At 36.2% G+C, this 19,254-nt stretch carries 18 protein-coding genes; 13 read left to right on the top strand and 5 right to left on the bottom strand.

All coding sequences use genetic code 11. From position 1 onward, the window contains the following. Positions 1-31: 31 nt before the first annotated feature. The 10 genes from ACYIAR_RS07425 (at position 32) to ACYIAR_RS07380 (ending at position 7,941) form a co-directional block, all read left to right on the top strand. Positions 32-769 carry a MotA/TolQ/ExbB proton channel family protein gene (locus ACYIAR_RS07425; protein ID WP_480333136.1) on the top strand — a complete coding sequence of 246 codons (738 nt, stop codon included), beginning with the start codon at positions 32-34 and terminating at the stop codon, positions 767-769. Between the two features lie 8 nt (positions 770-777). Beyond that, a complete protein-coding gene (locus tag ACYIAR_RS07420) occupies positions 778-1,251 on the top strand; it encodes a hypothetical protein (protein WP_480333134.1) in 474 nt (157 codons plus the stop codon). Positions 1,252-1,275: 24 nt separating this feature from the next. Further along, on the top strand, positions 1,276-1,863 hold the full coding sequence (locus ACYIAR_RS07415; RefSeq protein WP_480333132.1) for a biopolymer transporter ExbD: 588 nt from the start codon (positions 1,276-1,278) through the stop codon (positions 1,861-1,863). A gap of 2 nt (positions 1,864-1,865) precedes the next feature. Beyond that, complete coding sequence (locus tag ACYIAR_RS07410) at positions 1,866-2,333, top strand: ExbD/TolR family protein (protein WP_480333130.1); 468 nt, start codon at positions 1,866-1,868, stop codon at positions 2,331-2,333. Between the two features lie 253 nt (positions 2,334-2,586). Further along, positions 2,587-3,060: an Lrp/AsnC family transcriptional regulator gene (locus ACYIAR_RS07405; protein WP_480333128.1), complete on the top strand. Its 474-nt coding sequence runs from the start codon at positions 2,587-2,589 to the stop codon at positions 3,058-3,060. Positions 3,061-3,316: 256 nt separating this feature from the next. Next, a complete protein-coding gene (porQ, locus tag ACYIAR_RS07400) occupies positions 3,317-4,327 on the top strand; it encodes a type IX secretion system protein PorQ (RefSeq protein ID WP_480333126.1) in 1,011 nt (336 codons plus the stop codon). A gap of 72 nt (positions 4,328-4,399) precedes the next feature. Further along, positions 4,400-5,089 (top strand): (d)CMP kinase, encoded by a 690-nt coding sequence (gene cmk, locus ACYIAR_RS07395; RefSeq protein ID WP_480333124.1) that lies wholly within the window; start codon positions 4,400-4,402, stop codon positions 5,087-5,089. Positions 5,090-5,093: 4 nt separating this feature from the next. Continuing rightward, on the top strand, positions 5,094-5,975 hold the full coding sequence (locus ACYIAR_RS07390) for a 4-hydroxy-3-methylbut-2-enyl diphosphate reductase (protein WP_480333122.1): 882 nt from the start codon (positions 5,094-5,096) through the stop codon (positions 5,973-5,975). Between the two features lie 80 nt (positions 5,976-6,055). Then, positions 6,056-7,036 (top strand): 6-phosphofructokinase, encoded by a 981-nt coding sequence (gene pfkA / locus ACYIAR_RS07385; protein WP_480333578.1) that lies wholly within the window; start codon positions 6,056-6,058, stop codon positions 7,034-7,036. Positions 7,037-7,239: 203 nt separating this feature from the next. Further along, positions 7,240-7,941 (top strand): SIMPL domain-containing protein, encoded by a 702-nt coding sequence (locus ACYIAR_RS07380; RefSeq protein ID WP_480333120.1) that lies wholly within the window; start codon positions 7,240-7,242, stop codon positions 7,939-7,941. A 60-nt stretch (positions 7,942-8,001) separates the two neighbouring features. Here the strand turns inward: ACYIAR_RS07380 and meaB are convergent, their stop codons facing one another. Genes meaB through ACYIAR_RS07365 form a run of 3 tightly spaced genes read right to left on the bottom strand, consistent with a single transcriptional unit; the run spans position 8,002 to position 10,638 of the window. Continuing rightward, positions 8,002-9,096, bottom strand: a complete 1,095-nt coding sequence (gene meaB / locus ACYIAR_RS07375) for a methylmalonyl Co-A mutase-associated GTPase MeaB (RefSeq protein WP_480333118.1) — start codon at positions 9,094-9,096, stop codon at positions 8,002-8,004. A 25-nt stretch (positions 9,097-9,121) separates the two neighbouring features. Then, complete coding sequence (locus ACYIAR_RS07370; protein WP_480333116.1) at positions 9,122-10,228, bottom strand: DUF1573 domain-containing protein; 1,107 nt, start codon at positions 10,226-10,228, stop codon at positions 9,122-9,124. A gap of 23 nt (positions 10,229-10,251) precedes the next feature. Beyond that, positions 10,252-10,638 carry a DUF1573 domain-containing protein gene (locus ACYIAR_RS07365; protein WP_480333114.1) on the bottom strand — a complete coding sequence of 129 codons (387 nt, stop codon included), beginning with the start codon at positions 10,636-10,638 and terminating at the stop codon, positions 10,252-10,254. A 726-nt stretch (positions 10,639-11,364) separates the two neighbouring features. On the opposite strand from ACYIAR_RS07365, the gene ACYIAR_RS07360 reads away from it, so the two are divergent. Beyond that, a complete protein-coding gene (locus ACYIAR_RS07360; protein ID WP_480333112.1) occupies positions 11,365-14,445 on the top strand; it encodes a SusC/RagA family TonB-linked outer membrane protein in 3,081 nt (1,026 codons plus the stop codon). A 97-nt stretch (positions 14,446-14,542) separates the two neighbouring features. Continuing rightward, positions 14,543-16,036 (top strand): RagB/SusD family nutrient uptake outer membrane protein, encoded by a 1,494-nt coding sequence (locus ACYIAR_RS07355; protein WP_480333110.1) that lies wholly within the window; start codon positions 14,543-14,545, stop codon positions 16,034-16,036. Positions 16,037-16,165: 129 nt separating this feature from the next. Here ACYIAR_RS07355 and ACYIAR_RS07350 read toward each other — a convergent pair whose 3' ends face one another. Both ACYIAR_RS07350 and ACYIAR_RS07345 read right to left on the bottom strand, forming a co-directional pair. Then, positions 16,166-17,488, bottom strand: a complete 1,323-nt coding sequence (locus tag ACYIAR_RS07350) for a M56 family metallopeptidase (protein WP_480333108.1) — start codon at positions 17,486-17,488, stop codon at positions 16,166-16,168. Positions 17,489-17,504: 16 nt separating this feature from the next. Then, entirely contained in the window at positions 17,505-17,876 is a 372-nt protein-coding gene (locus ACYIAR_RS07345) for a BlaI/MecI/CopY family transcriptional regulator (protein WP_480333106.1), read from the bottom strand. A 172-nt stretch (positions 17,877-18,048) separates the two neighbouring features. On the opposite strand from ACYIAR_RS07345, the gene ACYIAR_RS07340 reads away from it, so the two are divergent. Beyond that, positions 18,049-18,954 carry an Rpn family recombination-promoting nuclease/putative transposase gene (locus ACYIAR_RS07340; RefSeq protein WP_480333104.1) on the top strand — a complete coding sequence of 302 codons (906 nt, stop codon included), beginning with the start codon at positions 18,049-18,051 and terminating at the stop codon, positions 18,952-18,954. Positions 18,955-19,254 lie beyond the last annotated feature (300 nt).

The following is a 19,254-nucleotide window of genomic DNA, read 5'->3' as shown; positions in this document are numbered from 1 at the left end:
GAGAATTATTAATCTTAAAATTAAACACACAATGAAAAAGTATTTTGCAAAAGCATTTTTGGGCTTGTGCGCCCTTGGTACTTCTGCTGTAGCGTTCGCTCAGGAAGCAGAACAAGCTGTTGTCGAAGGTGGTATGCACCAGGCATTGAAAACTAAATTTATCGAAGGTGGTGCTGACTTCATGAGCTTGGTAGCTATCGCATTGATCTTCGGTTTGGCATTCTGCTTGGAAAGAATCATCTATTTGAACTTGGCAGAAACTAACTCTGACAAATTGTTAAAAGGTATTGAAGAAGCTTTGGAAAGAGGCGACGTTGAAGGCGCTAAAGCTGTAGCTCGTGACACTCGCGGTCCTATCGCTTCAATTGCATATCAGGGCTTGATGAGAATGGATCAGGGTATCGATGTAGTTGAAAAATCAATCGTTTCTTACGGTGGTGTACAGGGCGGTTTGTTGGAAAAGAACTTGTCTTGGATTACATTGTTTATCGCTATGGCTCCATCTTTGGGATTCTTGGGTACTGTAGTTGGTATGATCATGGCGTTCGATAAAATCGAACAGGTTGGTGATATTTCTCCGACAGTCGTTGCAGGTGGTATGAAAGTGGCTTTGATTACAACAGTAGGTGGTTTGGTTGTAGCATTGATCCTTCAGATTTTCTATAACTATTTGTTGAGCAAATTGGAAGCTATCTTGAACAAAATGGAAGACGCTTCAATCTCTTTGTTAGACTTGGTTATCAAATACAACCTGAAATTCAAAAAATAATTTGACTTATGGCAGTAACTAAAATAAGAAAAATATCCAGTTGGACACTGTTGATTTCTTCAATCATCAGTATCGTTGCACTGGTTATGTTCTATACAGGAGGTGTCGTAGACCCTGCTGCTGAAATGAAAGAGCCTATTTATACTGGTCTCTTGTTGAATTGGACATATCTATTGTTCGGTGTAACAATTGCTTGTACTGTATTGTTTGCAGTATGGCAGTTCTTGACTCTGTTGAAAACAGATGCTAAATCTGCTATGTTGTCTTTAGGTGTTTTGGTATTGTTTGTTGCTATGTTGTTTGTTACATATGCAATGGGTGATGCAACTCCAATGACAGGTTTGAATGCAGACTCTCAGAAATACAATACAGAATTCTGGTTGAAGACTACAGATATGTGGTTGTATTCAACTTATATTCTGTTAGTATTGATTATTGTTGTAGCATTCTTAGGTACAATCAAGAGAATTTTGAATAAGTAAGAAATTTGTTAAAACAGGAAAGAAATGGGTAAGAAAAGAAAGACACCGGGTATCAATGGTTCTTCATCTGCCGATATCGCTTTCATGTTGCTTATCTTCTTCCTTATTACAACATCAATGGATACAGATAAAGGTTTGGCGAGACGTTTGCCTCCTCCTGTACCTAAAGACCAGAAGAATGATACAGATGTTGACATCAAGAAAAGAAACTTGTTGGTTGTACTTGTAAGTAGTACTAACCAGATTCTTTGCGGTGACCAGGTCACAGATGTTAAGCAACTGAAAGATAAGGTTAAGGAATTCATTGAAAATCCATACAATGATGAACATAAACCTGAAAAAGTAGAAGTGGATGTTCCTTACTTCGGTAAAATGATGGTAACTAAGAACCACATTATCTCATTGCAGAATGACCGTGGTACTTCTTATCAGGCATACATTGACGTGCAGAACGAATTGGCAGCAGCTTATAACGAATTGCGTGACGATGTTTCAAAGAAGAAGTTTGGTAAAGCATTCATGGATTTGGACGAAGATCAACAGAAAGCTGTTCAGATGATTTATCCACAGAAAATCTCTGAAGCTGAACCTAAAAATTATGGAGGTAAGTAATAATGGGAAAGTTTAGTAAAGCGGGCGGACGCGAAATGCCTGAATTGAATACCTCATCATTACCTGACCTTGTGTTCGCTTTCTTGTTCTTCATCATGATGGTAACATCAATGCGTGAAGTAACATTGAAAGTGCAGTTCAAGGCTCCTCAGGCTACAGAGCTTCAGAAACTGGAGAAAAAATCATTGGTGACTTTCATCTATGTTGGTCAGCCAACTCCGGATTTGAGAGCTAAGATGGGTTCTGAAACTCGTATTCAGTTGAATGATAGTTTTGCTGAAACTTCAGAAATTCAGGATTATATCGCTCAGGAAAAATCAAGTATGAAAGAAGAAGACCAGCCTTTCATGACTGTATCTATCAAAGCTGATAAAGATACAAAAATGGGTATCATCACAGATATCAAACAGGCTCTTCGTGAAGCATACGCATTGAAGATTAGCTATTCAGCTGCTCAGCGCATCGACTAATAGTTTTATCTTTACAATATTCCCCACATTCTAACCATAGGATGTGGGGTTTTTTGTTTTAGACACATATATATTATTAACCTGCTTTGTCGATTATTGGTCGAATCTTTTTTTATTGATATTTTGTAGAGTGTATTTATAATTAACTTACAATACTAAATTATTTTTTATGTATTGGAGTTATTTTCTGTAAATCTCACTATATTTGTATCAAATTGTAAGAATTAACGTATTACGTACAAATATTATATTTATGGCACATCATCAATTGGATGAATTAGACGAAAAGATCTTGAAACTTATAGTAGGAAATGCTCGTATGCCATTTTTGGAAGTAGCAAGGGAGTGTAATGTATCAGGAGCAGCGATTCATCAACGAATACAAAAGCTAACGAACTTGGGTGTTATCAAGGGTTCTGAGTTCATTGTAGACAACACAAAAGTTGGATATGAAACCTGTGCATATATGGGCTTATATCTTAAGTCTCCAGGTCAGTTTACTGACGTAATTGAAGCCTTGAAAGAAATACCGGAGGTTGTCGAATGCCACTATACTACTGGTCAGTATGATTTATTTATTAAGATTTATGCAAAAAGCAATCAGCATTTGTTGAGTATAATTCATAATAAACTTCAACCGTTAGGTTTGGCTAGAACTGAGACCTTGATATCTTTTAAGGAATCTTTCAAGCGTCAGCTTCCTATAGATATTGATACGGACGATTAATAAGGATATACTGTTACTGTTTGTCGCTAATAAGTAATAGATATATTGTCTTATAATGTAGGGATGTATATTTCACAATGCTATCTATAAATTCTGTTTTCTAGTTTTGTGAAATATACGTCCTTTTTATTTTTGAATGCGTATTTGATGTACTTTATCTTATAATATATCTTCTGTTTTCATATAAATTTATAATCTCTATTTCTAAATTCTCAAACCCATAAAATATAAGTATCTTTGTTCCGTTAATTATTGTATGAGACTAAGTAGATATATTTTTATAATCTGTTTGATAGGTTTTGTGTTTGTGAATAATGCATATTCTCAAACAGGAAATGAAGCTTATTCATTTCTTAGAATTCCTACTTCCTCCAGGGCAAATGCGTTGGGTGGTAATACTGTATCTTTGATAGAGCGTGATCCGTCTTTGGCTTTTCATAATCCGGGATTGCTAGGTGGAGAAATGGACGGGATGATTAATCTGAATTATATGAATTATATATCAGATATCAATGTGGGAAGTGCTATGTTTTCTAAAGCATTTAAGGATAAAGGAGCTTGGGCTGTTGGTGCAAGCTTTTTCAGTTATGGAAAAATAGATGAGTATAATTCGGAGAATGTTTCTCTAGGGTCTGTATCGGCGAAGGATATAAGTATTCACGGTTTGTTTTCCTATGACTTGAGTGAACGTTGGCGTGGCGGTTTATCGTTGAAGTTTTTGTATTCAACAATGGCTGACTATACTTCATTAGGCCTTGGGGTAGATGCTGGATTGAGCTATTATAATTCTGAAGACTTGTTTTCTTTTGGTTTCGTACTAAAAAATATTGGAGCACAGCTTAAGCCTTATAATGACGAGCGTCAGCGTATGCCTTGGGATATTCAAGCTGGTATATCTAAACAAATGCGTAATATTCCGCTTCGTTTTTCTTTAACAGCAATGTATTTGAACAAATGGAAGATTGATGCTGTTAATACTAATGCTACTGAAGATGACAAATCAGGTTTTGCGCAGAATTTGTTTAAACACTTGGTTTTTGGTGTCGATTATGTTCCTTCAGATAATTTTTGGGTTGGTATAGGTTTTAATCCAAAAACTAGGATTGATATGAAGTTGAGAGGAGGCGGTTCGGGATTGTCTGGCTTTTCTGCAGGTGCAGGTGTGCGTATAAAAAGATTTGATGTTGGAGCTTCTGTTGCGCAATACCATCCTTCTGCTTTGTCTTTGATGGTAACATTGAATGTGACCTTAGGTGAATGGCAATGATGATTTATTATTGCTGCTTTTACTTTAGTATATCAAAAGTCGGGAAATGAAATAAATTAAAAATCATATTACATGAAAAAGATAGTTATAGCAATTGACGGTCATTCTTCTAGCGGAAAAAGTACAATGGCAAAAGACTTGGCACGTGAGATTGGTTATATTTATATAGATACAGGAGCAATGTATCGTGCAGTAACATATTACTCTTTGCAGCATGGCTTTATTAAAGATGGAGTTATTGATGAAAAATCATTAGCTTCTGATATGGATAAAATCCATATAACTTTTAAATTTAATGCTGAGACAGGTCGTCCGGATACATATCTTAATGGTGTTAATGTGGAACGGGAAATCAGAGGTATGCAGGTAGCTGATAATGTTAGCCTGATAGCTGCATTGAGCTTTGTCCGTAAAGCAATGGTTGCACAACAGCAAGAGATGGGGAAGGAGAAAGGAATAGTTATGGATGGCAGAGATATCGGAACAGTTGTGTTTCCGAATGCTGAATTGAAACTTTTTGTAACAGCTTCTCCTGAAGTAAGAGCCCGCAGAAGAGTTGATGAGCTTGTAGCTAAAGGAGAGAATGCTTCTTATGAAGAAGTTTTGGAAAATGTGAAGAAAAGAGACTATCTTGATTCAACACGTGCAGAGAGTCCGTTACGTCAGGCTCCGGACGCAATAGTTCTGGATAATTCCAATATGACAATTGCAGAACAAAAAGCTTGGCTATTGCAACAAGTGAAAAATAAAATAAATGACTAATAAGGTGAAAGTAGAGATTGACAAAGGTTCGGGGTTCTGTTTTGGTGTTGTAAATGCAATTAGCAGTGCTGAACGTGAACTTAAAAATACGGACATACTATATTGCCTTGGTGATATTGTACATAACAGCCTTGAGGTAGAACGTCTGGAATCAATGGGATTACGCACCATAGAACATGATGAATTTGCCAGATTGGAAGGTAAGAAAGTTTTGCTCCGTGCTCATGGAGAACCTCCGTCAACATACGAAACTGCTCAGAAGAATAATATTACAATAGTAGATGCAACTTGCCCTGTTGTATTGCAACTTCAGAAAAGAATACATCGTTGTTATCAGGAATCTGGTCCAGCAGGTGTGCAACTTGTTATATATGGTAAAAAAGGACATGCCGAAGTCAACGGACTGGTAGGTCAGACTGATGGAAATGCTATTGTTGTAGAAAAAGTAGAAGATTTGGATAAGCTTGATTTTTCTAAATCAGTTGCTTTGTTTTCACAGACAACAAAATCATTGGATGGATTTCGTAATATCGTTTCAGAAATTGAAAAACGGATAAATCCTGAAGTATCGTTTAATTATTATGATACAATTTGTCGTCAGGTGGCAAATCGTTTACCTAATATTCAGAAATTTGCAAAGGCTCACGATTGGATATATTTTGTTGCAGGGAAAAAAAGCTCCAACGGAAAAATGCTTTTTGATGAGTGCAGAAAGGCTAATTTGAATAGTGTATTTATTTCTGATGCAAGTGAGATAACTGAATCACTGCCTCAAAATATAGAGACTGTTGGCGTATGCGGTGCTACTTCTACTCCAAAATGGCTGATGGAAAAAGTTGCCAATAAGGTTATAGAATTGAACGGAGGAGAGATTCAACAAGATTAATTTTATGTGAATTTTGTTCATTATGATTATATCTATTTGAATTATTCGTATTTTTGCTGCGGTTAAATTAAATAAATAGTATCATGGCTATTAAATGTGTCGGAATTTTAACATCAGGAGGTGATGCTCCAGGTATGAATGCTGCGATTCGCGCCGTGACGCGTGCTGCAATTTTCAACGGTTTGCATGTAAAGGGAATTTATCGTGGTTATAAAGGAATGATCACTGATGAAATTGAAGAATTTAAAACACAGAATGTAAGTAATATAATACAGCGTGGAGGTACTATTCTAAAAACTGCTCGTTGTGCTGAGTTTAAAACTCCTGAAGGACGTAAACAGGCATACGATAAGCTTGTAGAACATGGAATAGATTCCTTGGTTGTTATCGGTGGTGATGGCTCTTTGACTGGAGCTCGTATTTTTGCAGAAGAATACAATATGCCTATTGTTGGTCTTCCTGGTACAATAGATAATGATTTGTATGGAACAGATGTAACAATTGGTTATGATACAGCTTTGAACACAATCATGGAGTGTGTGGATAAAATACGTGATACTGCTACTTCACATGAACGTTTGTTCTTTATTGAAGTAATGGGTCGTGACGCAGGTTTCCTTGCTTTGAATGGTGCTATAGCATCTGGTGCTGAAGCTGCTATTATCCCTGAAATTTCATTGGAAAAAGACCAGTTGGCTGAAATGATTGAAACTGGTTTCAGAAAATCTAAGAATAGTAGTATTGTTCTTGTTGCTGAAAGTGAAGTTACTGGTGGTGCCATGGGGGTTGCTGAACGTGTTAAAAATGAATATCCTCAGTTTGATGTACGTGTTTCAATCCTTGGTCACTTGCAGCGTGGTGGTTCACCTACAGCTCAGGACAGAATTTTAGCAACAAGAATGGGTGTTGCTGCAATTGATGCTCTGCTTGACGGTCAGCGTAATGTGATGATTGGTATTCAGAATGATCAGATTGTAAATGTTCCATTCTCAAAGGCGATTAAAAATGATAAACCTATCAACAGAGATTTGTTGAATGTTTTGCGTATTTCTTCAATTTAATCTGTTGCCGAAAGCGTAATAAGCTTTAATAAAAAAATAAAAAGCACCAGTTTTGTATTAACTAAATACAAAATTGGGTGCTTTTGTTGTTTTATATATTTAAATGTCCTAATATTGCTAGTATATCAAACTTGAATATAAATATTTTTTATTCAGGCTTTTAATTGTAGATTTTATACTTAAATAGAAGGGAGAGTGTTTCTATGGCAAATTTTATTAAAGAGTCATTTATTATAGCTTTAGGTATAGTTGCTTCTGGCTATTTTGTAGATAAAGGTTTAAGTTCTTTTGCTGATAAAAATAGAACAGTAAATGTTAAAGGACTTTCTGAAAAGGTTGTAACTGCGGATAAAGTTACTTGGCCGCTGGTTTATAAGAATATTGGAAATGATTTGTCGGCTTTATATAATGATATAAAGAACTCTAATGAAATTATAGTAGAATATCTGAAAAGTAAAGGTATAGAAGATTCAGAAATAAATTTGAATGCTCCTGAAATCATTGATATGAAGGCCGAACGATATTCTAGTACTCCTTCACAATACCGTTATAATGTTACAACAATAGTAACTGTAACTTCTTCAAAAGTAGATGTTGTCCGTAAGTTAATTACCGAGCAAGGTGAATTCCTGAAAAAAGGTATAGCTATAGTAAGCGGAGATTATCAGCATGTGGTCCGTTATGAATATACAAGTCTTAATGATATTAAACCTCAGATGATTGAAGAAGCTACTAAAAATGCCCGTCAGGCAGCTGAAAAATTTGCTAAGGATTCAGACAGCAAACTAGGAAAGATAATGCAGGCTAATCAAGGGCAGTTTTCTATTGTTGATGAAGATGCAACAACTCCATATCTGAAACGAGTGAGAGTAGTAACGACTGTTAACTACGCGTTGGAAGATTAAGCATAAAAATTAAGGTTTCGCAAGTTTTAGTTTATCAACTTGCGAAACCTTAGTCAGTTATTATTTTCTAATATTTGCAAGGAACAAATCCATCATTCTCTTAGCTGCAACAAATGAGCTGATTTCATTGTGCAAAACTTGTTTTTCTGTATATGATAACATTTCCTCAACTGCAGGATTATGATAGAATGTATCACGCAATGTATCATTTATACTTTCATACATCCAATATTTAGCCTGCTCGTTTCTCTTATGTTCAAAATATCCGTTTTTCTTAGTGAATTCCATATATTCACCCACCATATCCCAAATTTCCTTTATACCAAGGTTGTAATATCCGGAATATGTTAGAACTTTAGGGAACCAGCCAGATTCGGTAGGTGGAAACAGATGAAGAGCGTTGCGGAACTGGGCTGCAGCAAGTTTGGCTTTATCCACATTATCTCCGTCTGCTTTATTTATGATAATACCATCAGCCATCTCCATAATTCCGCGTTTGATACCTTGTAATTCATCTCCAGTACCAGCAAGCTGAATCAATAGGAAGAAGTCCACCATTGAATGAACAGCTGTTTCACTTTGTCCTACACCTACAGTTTCAACAAAGACAGTATCGAATCCTGCAGCCTCGCAAAGCACAATTGTTTCTCTGGTTTTACGTGCTACACCACCAAGTGAGCCTGCTGATGGAGAAGGGCGAATGAATGCATTTTTCTCTCTTGACAATAATTCCATACGAGTTTTGTCTCCAAGAATACTTCCCTTTGAACGTTCACTACTAGGGTCAATAGCCAATACCGCAAGTTTTCGTCCTTCTTTTATCAGATGCATACCAAATGAATCGATAGAAGTACTCTTTCCAGCTCCAGGTACACCTGTAATACCAATTCTTACAGATTTCCCAGCATGAGGCAAACATTTTTCTATAATTTCCTGGGCAACCTGCTGATGTTCATGTTTTGAACTTTCAACTAATGTTACAGCCTGGCTGAGAATAGTTATATTACCTTTTAGAATACCTTCAACAAATTCAGAAGTAGTATATTGACGTCTTTGAACTCGCTTTTTCATATATGGATTAACAGTAGGCACATCAGTTACGCCTTTGTTCACTTTTAACCCTTTATATAAATCGTCATTTTCTGGATGTTCCATAGTTGTATTTGTTATAAAGTTATACTTATTTTTCTACTTTTTTCTTAGCAAGAACCTTTAATGTAATAACTGGATTATCCGGTGAATCGCAAACCCAATTTATTGAAGCATTAAACTTCTCTGGCATATCTTTTGATTTTACCTTTATTTTATAAATAACAGTTTTTCCTGGCTTGATTGTTTTCTTGCCGCCAGATATTTTTATTAAATCATTTTCTGAGCTTACACTGTAAATATGTAAATTCTGTTTGCCACTGTTGGTTAGTTCCACAGTTCCGTATACAGATTTTGTTTCACATTTAATTTCACCGAAATCCAAAATACTGCCGGAAAGTTTGGCAATCGGAGCATTCTTTCTTTCTTCCGAAGTCAGTTTGCTGAAATCATCAATAATATTTGCAGCTACATTAATAATTCCACTTGCGGATTTTCGTCCTGCCATAGATACTTCAACTGGAATTTCGCAATATTTTCTACCTTTATGCTTTGCAGCCATAGCATCAAATAGTAGCGTAATTTCTCCAGTCTTACCAGGTAGAATAGTATCCGGTCTGCTGTTTATTGTCAGATAATGCGGATGTTTTCCGATATGTACAACAGCAGATGTCTTACCTGTATTCTTGATATGTATTTTCTCTCCTTTTGTTTCAGCTCTGATTATTTTACTGAATAAAACATTGGTTTTATGCAACTTTAAGTCTCCAATACTGTACAGATACTCGTATTTAGGTTCTTTGGGCTTAGGTGTTACATTTCCTTTTATAGCCAGATTAAACCTTTTCTTGTCACTATTTGAAATTATAGTGATTGTTTTATAAAATGGTCCAGGTCTTCCTTGAGGATTATAGGTGATTTTGATGGATGTTGACTTCCCCGGAGCAATTGGGGATTTGTCCCATGACGGTCTTGTGCAACCGCATGATGCAGTAATTCTGTTTATAACAAGAGGTGCGTCTCCTGTGTTTGTGATAATAAATTCGTGACTAGCGGGACCTTTTTCTTCAGCAATAGTCCCGAAATTGAATACTTGTTTGTCCGGACTTATTTTGGCAATGCCTTGTGCTATGGCTGCTGATACTGTACATACAGCCATAACACAAACCAATATAACAGTTTTTAGTCTGAAAGTCATCAACATGATTTGTTACTGAAAACTTAATTTTCAACTTTACCTCTGATAGTTAATATATAGCTTCCTTTTTTACCATTACTATATACAGAAATAGTTTTTGCAAACATTCCAGGGCGGCCTTTTGGATTGAAAGTAACTTTTACTTCTCCTTTTTTACCTGGAGCGATAGGCTCTTTTGTCCATTCCGGTGTAGTACATCCGCACGAAGCAATAACACGTGTAATAACTAATGGGGCAGCACCTTCATTGCTTACTGTAAAGGTATGCGAAACATTACCTCCATCTTCTTTTATCGTTCCAAAATCGTATATGTTTTCTTTTACTGATATAACAGCTTGTTTGTTTGTCTGTGCTGAAACAACACCTATTGTCATCAGCATTGCCATTAGAATAATAATAACTTGTTTCATTTCTATATATTTTTTAGTTCGTCTCGCAAATATAGTGAAAGGTGAGTGTAGAGACAAATAGAAAACATCGTTTTCTTATTTGGTTATGCCTGAACGCATCCTATATTAGTGTCAACAAATATACGGAAAGGCAATCTGAGAGCAAAATAAATAATTTGTTTTTGATTTTGTTACGATAACCTATATCCAATTATTGTTGAAAATATATCCGAATGTAATTCAAAATATATACGGAAGTATTTGAATTTTGTTCCGAAAGTAATTGTGCTTACATACGGAAGCAAATTAAACGGTATTCGTACTATAATTGTGTTTAAATTACATATATATTATATCTGTTTATTTGTATAGTTATGGCAAATGTTTACAATATTACCTTCTATAAGTGTATTTATGGCGTTTAATTATGACTATTTGAATCGAAAATGTTAAAATTGAATATATTTTGATATTTTGATTTGTAATATTAATAGAAATAATTATCTTGCGAACATCAATAATTTGAGCTTTGTTACCTGAAATTATCCCTTGAAATTTTATTTGATAACAAATTATTATATAAAATGAGGGTATAAATATAAAACAGAGAAAAATAAATCCCTGCCGTTTGGGAAAAAGATAATATGTGTTTAACAGTTAAAAAAGAAGAGTGAGTTTATGAAACACAAATTACCCCTAGTATTACTCTCATCCCTTTTGGGAATGTAGTGCATTGTGGCACAGCAGATGAAAGTGACCGGAGTTGTGGTTAGTGAAGAAGATGGCCTTCCGGTAATTGGAGCTTCAGTAGTTGTTAAAGGTACGACTATAGGAACTGTAACAGATTTGGATGGTGCATTCACCCTTGATGTGGACAAGAATGCGCAGCTACAAATATCTTATGTCGGTATGCAGACACAGGATATTGCTGTCAAATCTAATATGCGAGTTCTACTTAAAGCTGATGCTCAGGAACTTGATGATGTAATTGTTGTAGCATATGGAACTGCAACTAAATCATCCTTTACTGGTTCTGCAACTTCATTAGGGGCAAAAGATTTGGATATACGACCTATAAATAATGCAGCTCAGGCACTTGAAGGAACAGCTCCTGGTTTGCAGATAATGTCTAGTAATGGCCAGCCTGGTGAATCTCCTGAAATTCGTATTCGTGGTTTCGGTACGGTAAATGCATCTTCTGAACCTCTTTATGTTGTGGATGGCAGTATATATAATGGTTCAATAGCAGATATCAATCCATCAGATATCGAATCAATGACTGTGTTGAAAGATGCAGCTTCAACTTCTCTTTATGGTTCGAGTGCCGGAAACGGTGTTATTCTTATCACAACAAAAAAAGGAAAAAGTGGCAAACCTTCCATCTCTCTTAATATAAGTCAGGGATTTAGCGGTCGTGCAATTAAAGAATATGACCGTGTAAATGTATGGGACTATTATCCTTTGATGTGGGAACAGAAGTATAACCAGTATATTACTTCCGGCAAAACTCCGGAATTTGCGGGAGCTCAGGCTGTGACAGATGCTTTCAACTTGGTTAAGTATAATCCGTTCAAAGGTGTTCCTAATGACCAGATTCTAATGCCTAACGGACAACTTAATCCGGCTGCAACTACTCTTCTTTATGGTGATGACCTAGACTGGGAAGATGCTATCAGTCGTACTGGATATCGTGGAGAATATAATGTTTCATATAGTACAAGTTCTGAAAACAGTGATAGCTATGTTTCTTTAGGATATTTGAAAGATAATGGTTATGTTATCAAATCTGATTTCGAACGTTTCTCTGGTCGCGCGAATGTTAATATAAAACCGACAAAATGGTTGAAGACAGGATTCAATGTTGCGGCAACTCGTTCTTCATCAACTACTGCTAATACTCAGGATAATAGTGCTGGATATAACAACCCATTCTTCTTTTCAAGAAATATAGGTCCTGTTTATCCTATTCATGAACATGACATGACTACCGGTGAATATATACTTGATTCAAACGGAAATAAGGTTTATGACTATATGGGAACCCGTGGAGCAGGTGCTTCTTCAGGAAGACATATTGTTGCTGAAACAGAGTTTAACGACAGAAGTTCAACTCGTGATGCTGTTAATGCTCGAACTTATGCGGACTTCTATTTGTTTGACGGATTTACAGCAACAGTAAATGCTTCATTGGAAAACTCTAATTATAAATTTACAAGCTTCGAGAATAAATTGGTTGGCGACGGTCAGGGTTCAGGACGTTTGTCAAAGACTCAGACAAGAATGACTACTGTTACTTTCAACCAGTTGTTGCAGTACAACAAATCATTCGGCTCGCATAATTTGGAAGCTATGCTTGGTCATGAAAGTTACTCATATCAGTATGAGTATTCTTATGGTATGCGTCAGGGCCAGACTTTGGATAATTTGCTAGAGTTTGATAATTTCAATACAATTAATACTCTCAGCTCTTATACTGACAAATATCGTAAGGAAGGTTATTTTGCTCGTGTAAACTATAATTATGCTGACAAATATTATCTTTCTATGTCTTACAGACGTGACGGTTCATCTCGTTTTGCAAAAGATAATCGTTGGGGTAATTTCTGGTCTGCAGGTCTATCCTGGAGAATTGACCAGGAAGATTTTATGAAGGATATAAAATGGATAAACAGTTTGAAACTTCGTGCTTCATATGGCCAGACTGGTAATGATGCTATTCTTAATGAAAGCGACCTGAACGACTATTATCCTTATTATACTCTTTATCAATTGGGTTATGCTAATGGTTCACAGGCCGGAGTTTTGTTTGGCAAGTTTGGTAATCCTGATTTGGTTTGGGAAAAGCAGGTCAGCTCAGATGTGGCTGTAGAATTCGGACTCTTCGACCGTTTGACAGGTTCTGTTGAGTATTTCAACAAACAGTCTGATGATTTGTTGTTCGAAGTGCCAACACCACTTTCTAACGGTGTAACAAGTATTTGGAAGAATATCGGAAAGGTTAGTAACTCTGGTGTTGAAATAGCATTGGATTATAGAATTCTTAAAAATGATAATTGGACATGGAATGTTGGAGCCAATGCAACCTTCCTAAAAAATACAATCAAGAGTTTGCCAAGCGAATCTATTATCGACGGAACTAAGAAACTTGAGGTTGGACACTCAATATATGAGTTCTGGCTTAAGGATTATGTTGGTGTAGATCCACAGACAGGTTCTGTTCTATATACATTTGCCGACAATGATCCTAATATTAAATGGAATGATGAGACTTGTTTCGAAAGAGATGGAAAACGTCTGACAACTGACCAGGCATTGGCTCAGTATCATTATGCCGGAAGTGCCATTCCAAAGGTATATGGTGGTATAAATACAACTCTTCGTTTCAAAGCATTCGAGTTTGCTGCAGTATTCTCTTATCAGCTTGGTGGTAAAATGTATAATTCAAGTTATGCAGGTTTGATGAGTGTTAACAATTTCGGTGGAGCTATGCATACCGACATTCTTAACCGTTGGCAGAAACCTGGTGATGTTACAGATGTACCGCGTCTTGATGCCGGACAGGAAACTAATTTCAATGCTCAGTCGGATCGTTGGCTAATGAGTTCGGACTATTTCAACATCAAGTCTTTGTCTCTTGGCTATAATCTTCCGAAATCATTCTTGAGCAAGTTTACTATTCAGAATGCTCGTTTATCAGTAAGTGGTGAAAATATTTTCATGTTTACATCTAAGTCTGGTATGAACCCGCTTCAGGCATTCAATGGTATAAGTAATAATGCTTACTTGCCTTCAAGAACATTTACGTTTGCGTTGAACATAACATTGTAAATTGAAGTGGACGAGGTCTCAGATACAAGTTTTCAATGGAAATTTGTTCCCTTGTCAACTCATCAATTTGTCAACTTAAATTAAATTTGAATACAATATGAAAGCAATAAAATATACAACAATTGCTGCGGCCTTGATTGGTGCTGCAGCTCTCGGCTCTTGCTCTTCTGACTTTATGGATACTGCTCCGACAGACAAGGTGCCTGATGCTCTTATTAAGGAAACTGTAGACAATCTTTACACAGCACTTAATGGTACTCATCGTGCTATGTATATACAATATAGCCGTCAGGACCAGGGTGGTGAAGCTTCTATGAATATAAAACGAGATATGTTGGGTGAAGATTTGATAAACTCTTCTACAGGTAACGGTTGGTATATCAGTAATGCCCGCTGGATAGACCATAGAAATCCAACATCTTATTTAGCTTATTATCCGTTTGAATTTTATTATAAACTGATTCTTAATGCGAATTTCTTCCTTGAATCTATTGATAATGCATCAGGAGAGGATCAAAATCGTAGAACAGGAGTAAAGGCTGAAGCTCTTTGCTTCCGTGCTTGGTCACATTTCCAGTTAGTACAGCTTTATGGAAAACGCTATGAGGCAGGAAAGACAAACGATCAGCTTGGTGTTCCTTATAAGAAACAGTCCGAAATGCATGATTCTCCACGTAACACAGTTGAGGAGGTTTATCAGTATGCAAACGAGGATTTAGATGCAGCTATTGAACTGATGAAGGATTACAAGGCTGAAGATTTGAACCATTTCTCTTTGGAAGTAGCATATGGCTTGAAAGCCAGAGTTGCTTTGGCTCAGCAGAATTGGGCAGATGCTGCAAAATATTCAGGCTTAGCTATAGAAACGGCTTTGGCTAACGGTCGCCGTTTGATGAGTGGTGACGAGTTAATGAATGGTTTTGCTGAAGCATCAAAGAATCCGGAATGGATGTGGGCTTCTTTGGTTCAGTCAGATCAGACTATCTATTTCTATTCATTTATGGCATTTATGTCTTGGAACTTTAACTCAACAAATATCCGACAGAATCCTAAATGTATTATCGACCGTCTGTATAATATGATTTCTGAAACTGACGTACGCCGTCAGTGGTGGGATCCGACAGGCGAAGCTGCTATGCCAGGTTCTAACTTTACGCCTGCAAAATATCAGAACAGGAAATTCACATCTGTATCTTCTTCAACTCCGGTTTCGGATGTCGTATATATGCGTCTAGCTGAAATGTACTTGATGAAGGCAGAAGCTGAGGCTCGTTCTGGAAATGAAGGTGCTGCTAAAAATACATTGCTGGAATTGGTTCAGACTCGTGACCCTCAGTATAAACTTTCTGCTAATAGTGGTGCGGCTTTGATAGAAGAGATTCTTACACAGCGCCGTATTGAACTTTGGGGTGAAGGTTTCCGTTTCACAGACTTGAAGCGTTTGAATCTTGCGCTTGACAGAACAAATTCAAATCACGATGAGGCTGTCAGCCAGACTATGTCTGTTCCTGCAGGAGACAAACGTTGGGAATTTGTAATTTCTCAGAAGGAAATGGATGCTAATTCTGCTATGGTTCAGAACGAATTGTAATAATATTGAGGTATAATCTGTTTGATAAGGATTTATCTACAGTTATAAAGTAAGAAGACACCTGGAACTCAGATTTGATATTTATTATCGGTTTTCTGAGTTTCAGGTGTCTTGCTGTTTGCAACTACATCATCTATTTATTTCAGTCTGTATCCCATATCCAACCACAATAATATCCGTATCCGATTCGGATTGTATATTGCTTCCGTCGAATTTGAATACTACTCCAAAAGGAATTGTGCTTTCAACTGCCTTACCGTCAATTTGTGCCGGTTCCCATTTCGGCATTTCATTCATAATGCGGATAACTTCTTTATCCAGATATTTGTTTACTGGTTTGGTAATACGGACATTTTTTATGCTTCCGTCTGTACCGATAGTTACAAGACATTCAACACGACCTTCAACTCCTGCCTCTTGAGCTAGGGCAGGATATTTGATATTTTTGGCAATGAAACGGTAAGCTTCTTTTTCATTGCCAGGAAATTTTGCCTTCACATCAGGCGTTTTTTCTTGTGGGTCTGTCCATAATTCACTAATTTTGGACTCACTGAAAGTTTTTGAAACTTCCGAAACTTTTGGGTGAGCAAAACTCACCACAGATAAGGCTGCCAGTGGAAGTACCATAACGTACTTTGCACGAGCCCACGGATTTGATTTTTCTTTTAACATCATAGTGATACGTTTTTTAAGTGAACTGTGATTAAAGCTGTTGGCCATTGTGTAGCGACTGGTGCCGACAGCTTTTTTTATTAGTAATAATTGATAAGATTTAGCATCTATACCTGCAGAGAGCACATCATTATCTGCTTCATATTCGTGTACTGACTGCATTTCCTGCTTCAACAACCATGCTGCAGGATTGAACCATTGCAGCAGAAGCAGTACATCTACTATCAGTAATTCCAAAGAATGTTTATGCTGTATATGTGCTTTTTCGTGAGCAATAATTTCAACATGGTTTTCCATATAGTCTTTTTCTGATAATATAATATATTTCATCCAGCTGAACGGATATTGTTCTCCTTCAACTATAACCAGACAATAAGAATCGTAGTTTATATGTTTTCCTTTTCTGATAAGCCTGAAAAGTTGTGACCATATTATTATCTGTTTTATTGTGATTATCAACAATCCGATAAAATACACCACACATATCAGTGAATATATAATATAAGATTGGTGGTCGGTTTGTATTTTATCTGAATTTTTAACCAGTGCTGCATAGTTACTCATATCGATACTGCTATTTGTTATATCCATTACAAGGTTTGTGTTCTGCAATTCACTGGGATTTATTGCGGGCAACAGAAATGCCAATAGCCAAAAAACTAAAATAACAGTACGGTTAAGCCTGAAAAAAGTTTCATTTGCCATCATCCATTTATATAATAAATAAAATATGATGAGGCAAAAGCTTGATTTAAGGATATATGCAATGAAAATTCCCATAATGATGTGTCTTTATTTATTCGTTTTTGTTATGAGCATCCTCAACTTCACGAATCAGTTCTTTCAGTTCATCAATTGATATTTCTTCTTTTTTTACTAATGTTGAAACAGCACTCAGATATGAATTATTAAAATATTTGCTTATAACTCCTTTTAATGTTTTTGCGCTGAATTCTTCTTTGCTGACATTAGCATAGTAACGATAAGTGTTTCCGAATGCTTCGTGTGCCAGAAATCCTTTCTCCTCCAAACCTCTTACTATTGTTGATAGTGTATTGAAGTGAGGTTTGGGCTCATCATAGAATTTTTGTATCTCTTTTACAAACAATGGACCTTTTTCCCAGAAAAATTCCATTATTTCTTCTTCTTTGGCTGTTAATCTTTTCATAACCTCTTTCGTTTTTACAAATAACGAGAAAATATAGTTTATGAACTAATATTTATAGTTAATATAACTAAAAGCTATAAAACTGACTGAGAAACAAAACTTTTCAAATTTTATATTGTTCCGTAAAAGTATTTTTCCTATACTTGCAATATTAACATTAAAAACCATAATTATGGAAAAAGGAATATTTATAAGTCCGTTTGTAGACAGAGGATTCAAAATTCTTTTCGGACAGGAAAACAGTAAAGAACTGCTCATAGATTTGCTCAATGACTTATTGGAAGGCGAGAGGCATATCGAAGACCTGGAGTATATGAACAATGAATTGCCTCCGGAAACAGCAGATGGAAGGACTGCACTATTTGATCTCAGATGTAAAGATAAAGACGGAAGTATTTTCCTTGTGGAAATGCAAAATTGCAATCAGCCGTATATTTATGAACGTGGTCTTTATTATATTTGTAGGGCAATAGCCGGACAGGACCGGATAGGCGACAGATGGAAATTCGATATTGTCCCTGTTTATGGAATTTTCTTCCTGAATTTCAAGAGCGGTAAATCCGACAAAGTTAAGACGGACATAATTCTAGCCGATAAAGAAACGGGGAAACCGGTATCTAAAATGATAAGGGAAATCTTTATAGAATTCCCGCTGTTCAATAAAACAGAAAAGGAATGTGAAACGCCATTGGATTATTGGCTATATAATTTGAAGCACATGGAAAAATTGGAATCTTTAGAGTTCAAGGGACAGAAGGCACTTTTCCAGCGTCTGGAAGAGCTAGCCCGTATTGTCAATATGAACAAGAAAGAGCGGGACGAATATGAGGCATGCCTAAAAGTGTATCGTGACAATTATAACACCTGGAACTATATGAAGGAACAGGCTTTGAAGGAAGGTAAAGAAGAAGGATTGGAAATAGGAAGAGCAGAAGGTCTGGCTGAAGGAATTGAAAAAGGTCAGAAAAAAGAAAAAATCAACAATGCCAGAAGAATGCTTGAAAAAGGATACCCAATTGAGGATATTGCTGAAATTACTGAATTGACAGAAGAGGAAATAAAAAATATTTTGAAATAAGTCAGTCAAAATATGTCCGTATCAAGTTTTGTTTTGGTACGGACATAAAATTTCTAGGGTCGAACCCGCGTTTGCGTCCTTCCGTATATATTTTGAAATACGTCCGTATTTATTTGTACCTGCATCCGTATATATTTTGTCTTATTCCCATATTTTGTATCTTTACTATACATGAAGTTTCTGAAACTATGTTTCACGCAATTTGTAAATATTTGTATTACAGTCTAATCTTGTGATTTGAGGCTCGGAATATTGATTTATTATTCAGAAGTTGAAATTAATAGTAGATGTTTTTTTTGT

It is taken from the genome of Parabacteroides sp. KHUB-01 (genome assembly GCF_056640935.1).
Note: the sequence above shows the minus strand (reverse complement) of the source record. Positions and strands in the feature narration are given on the sequence as shown.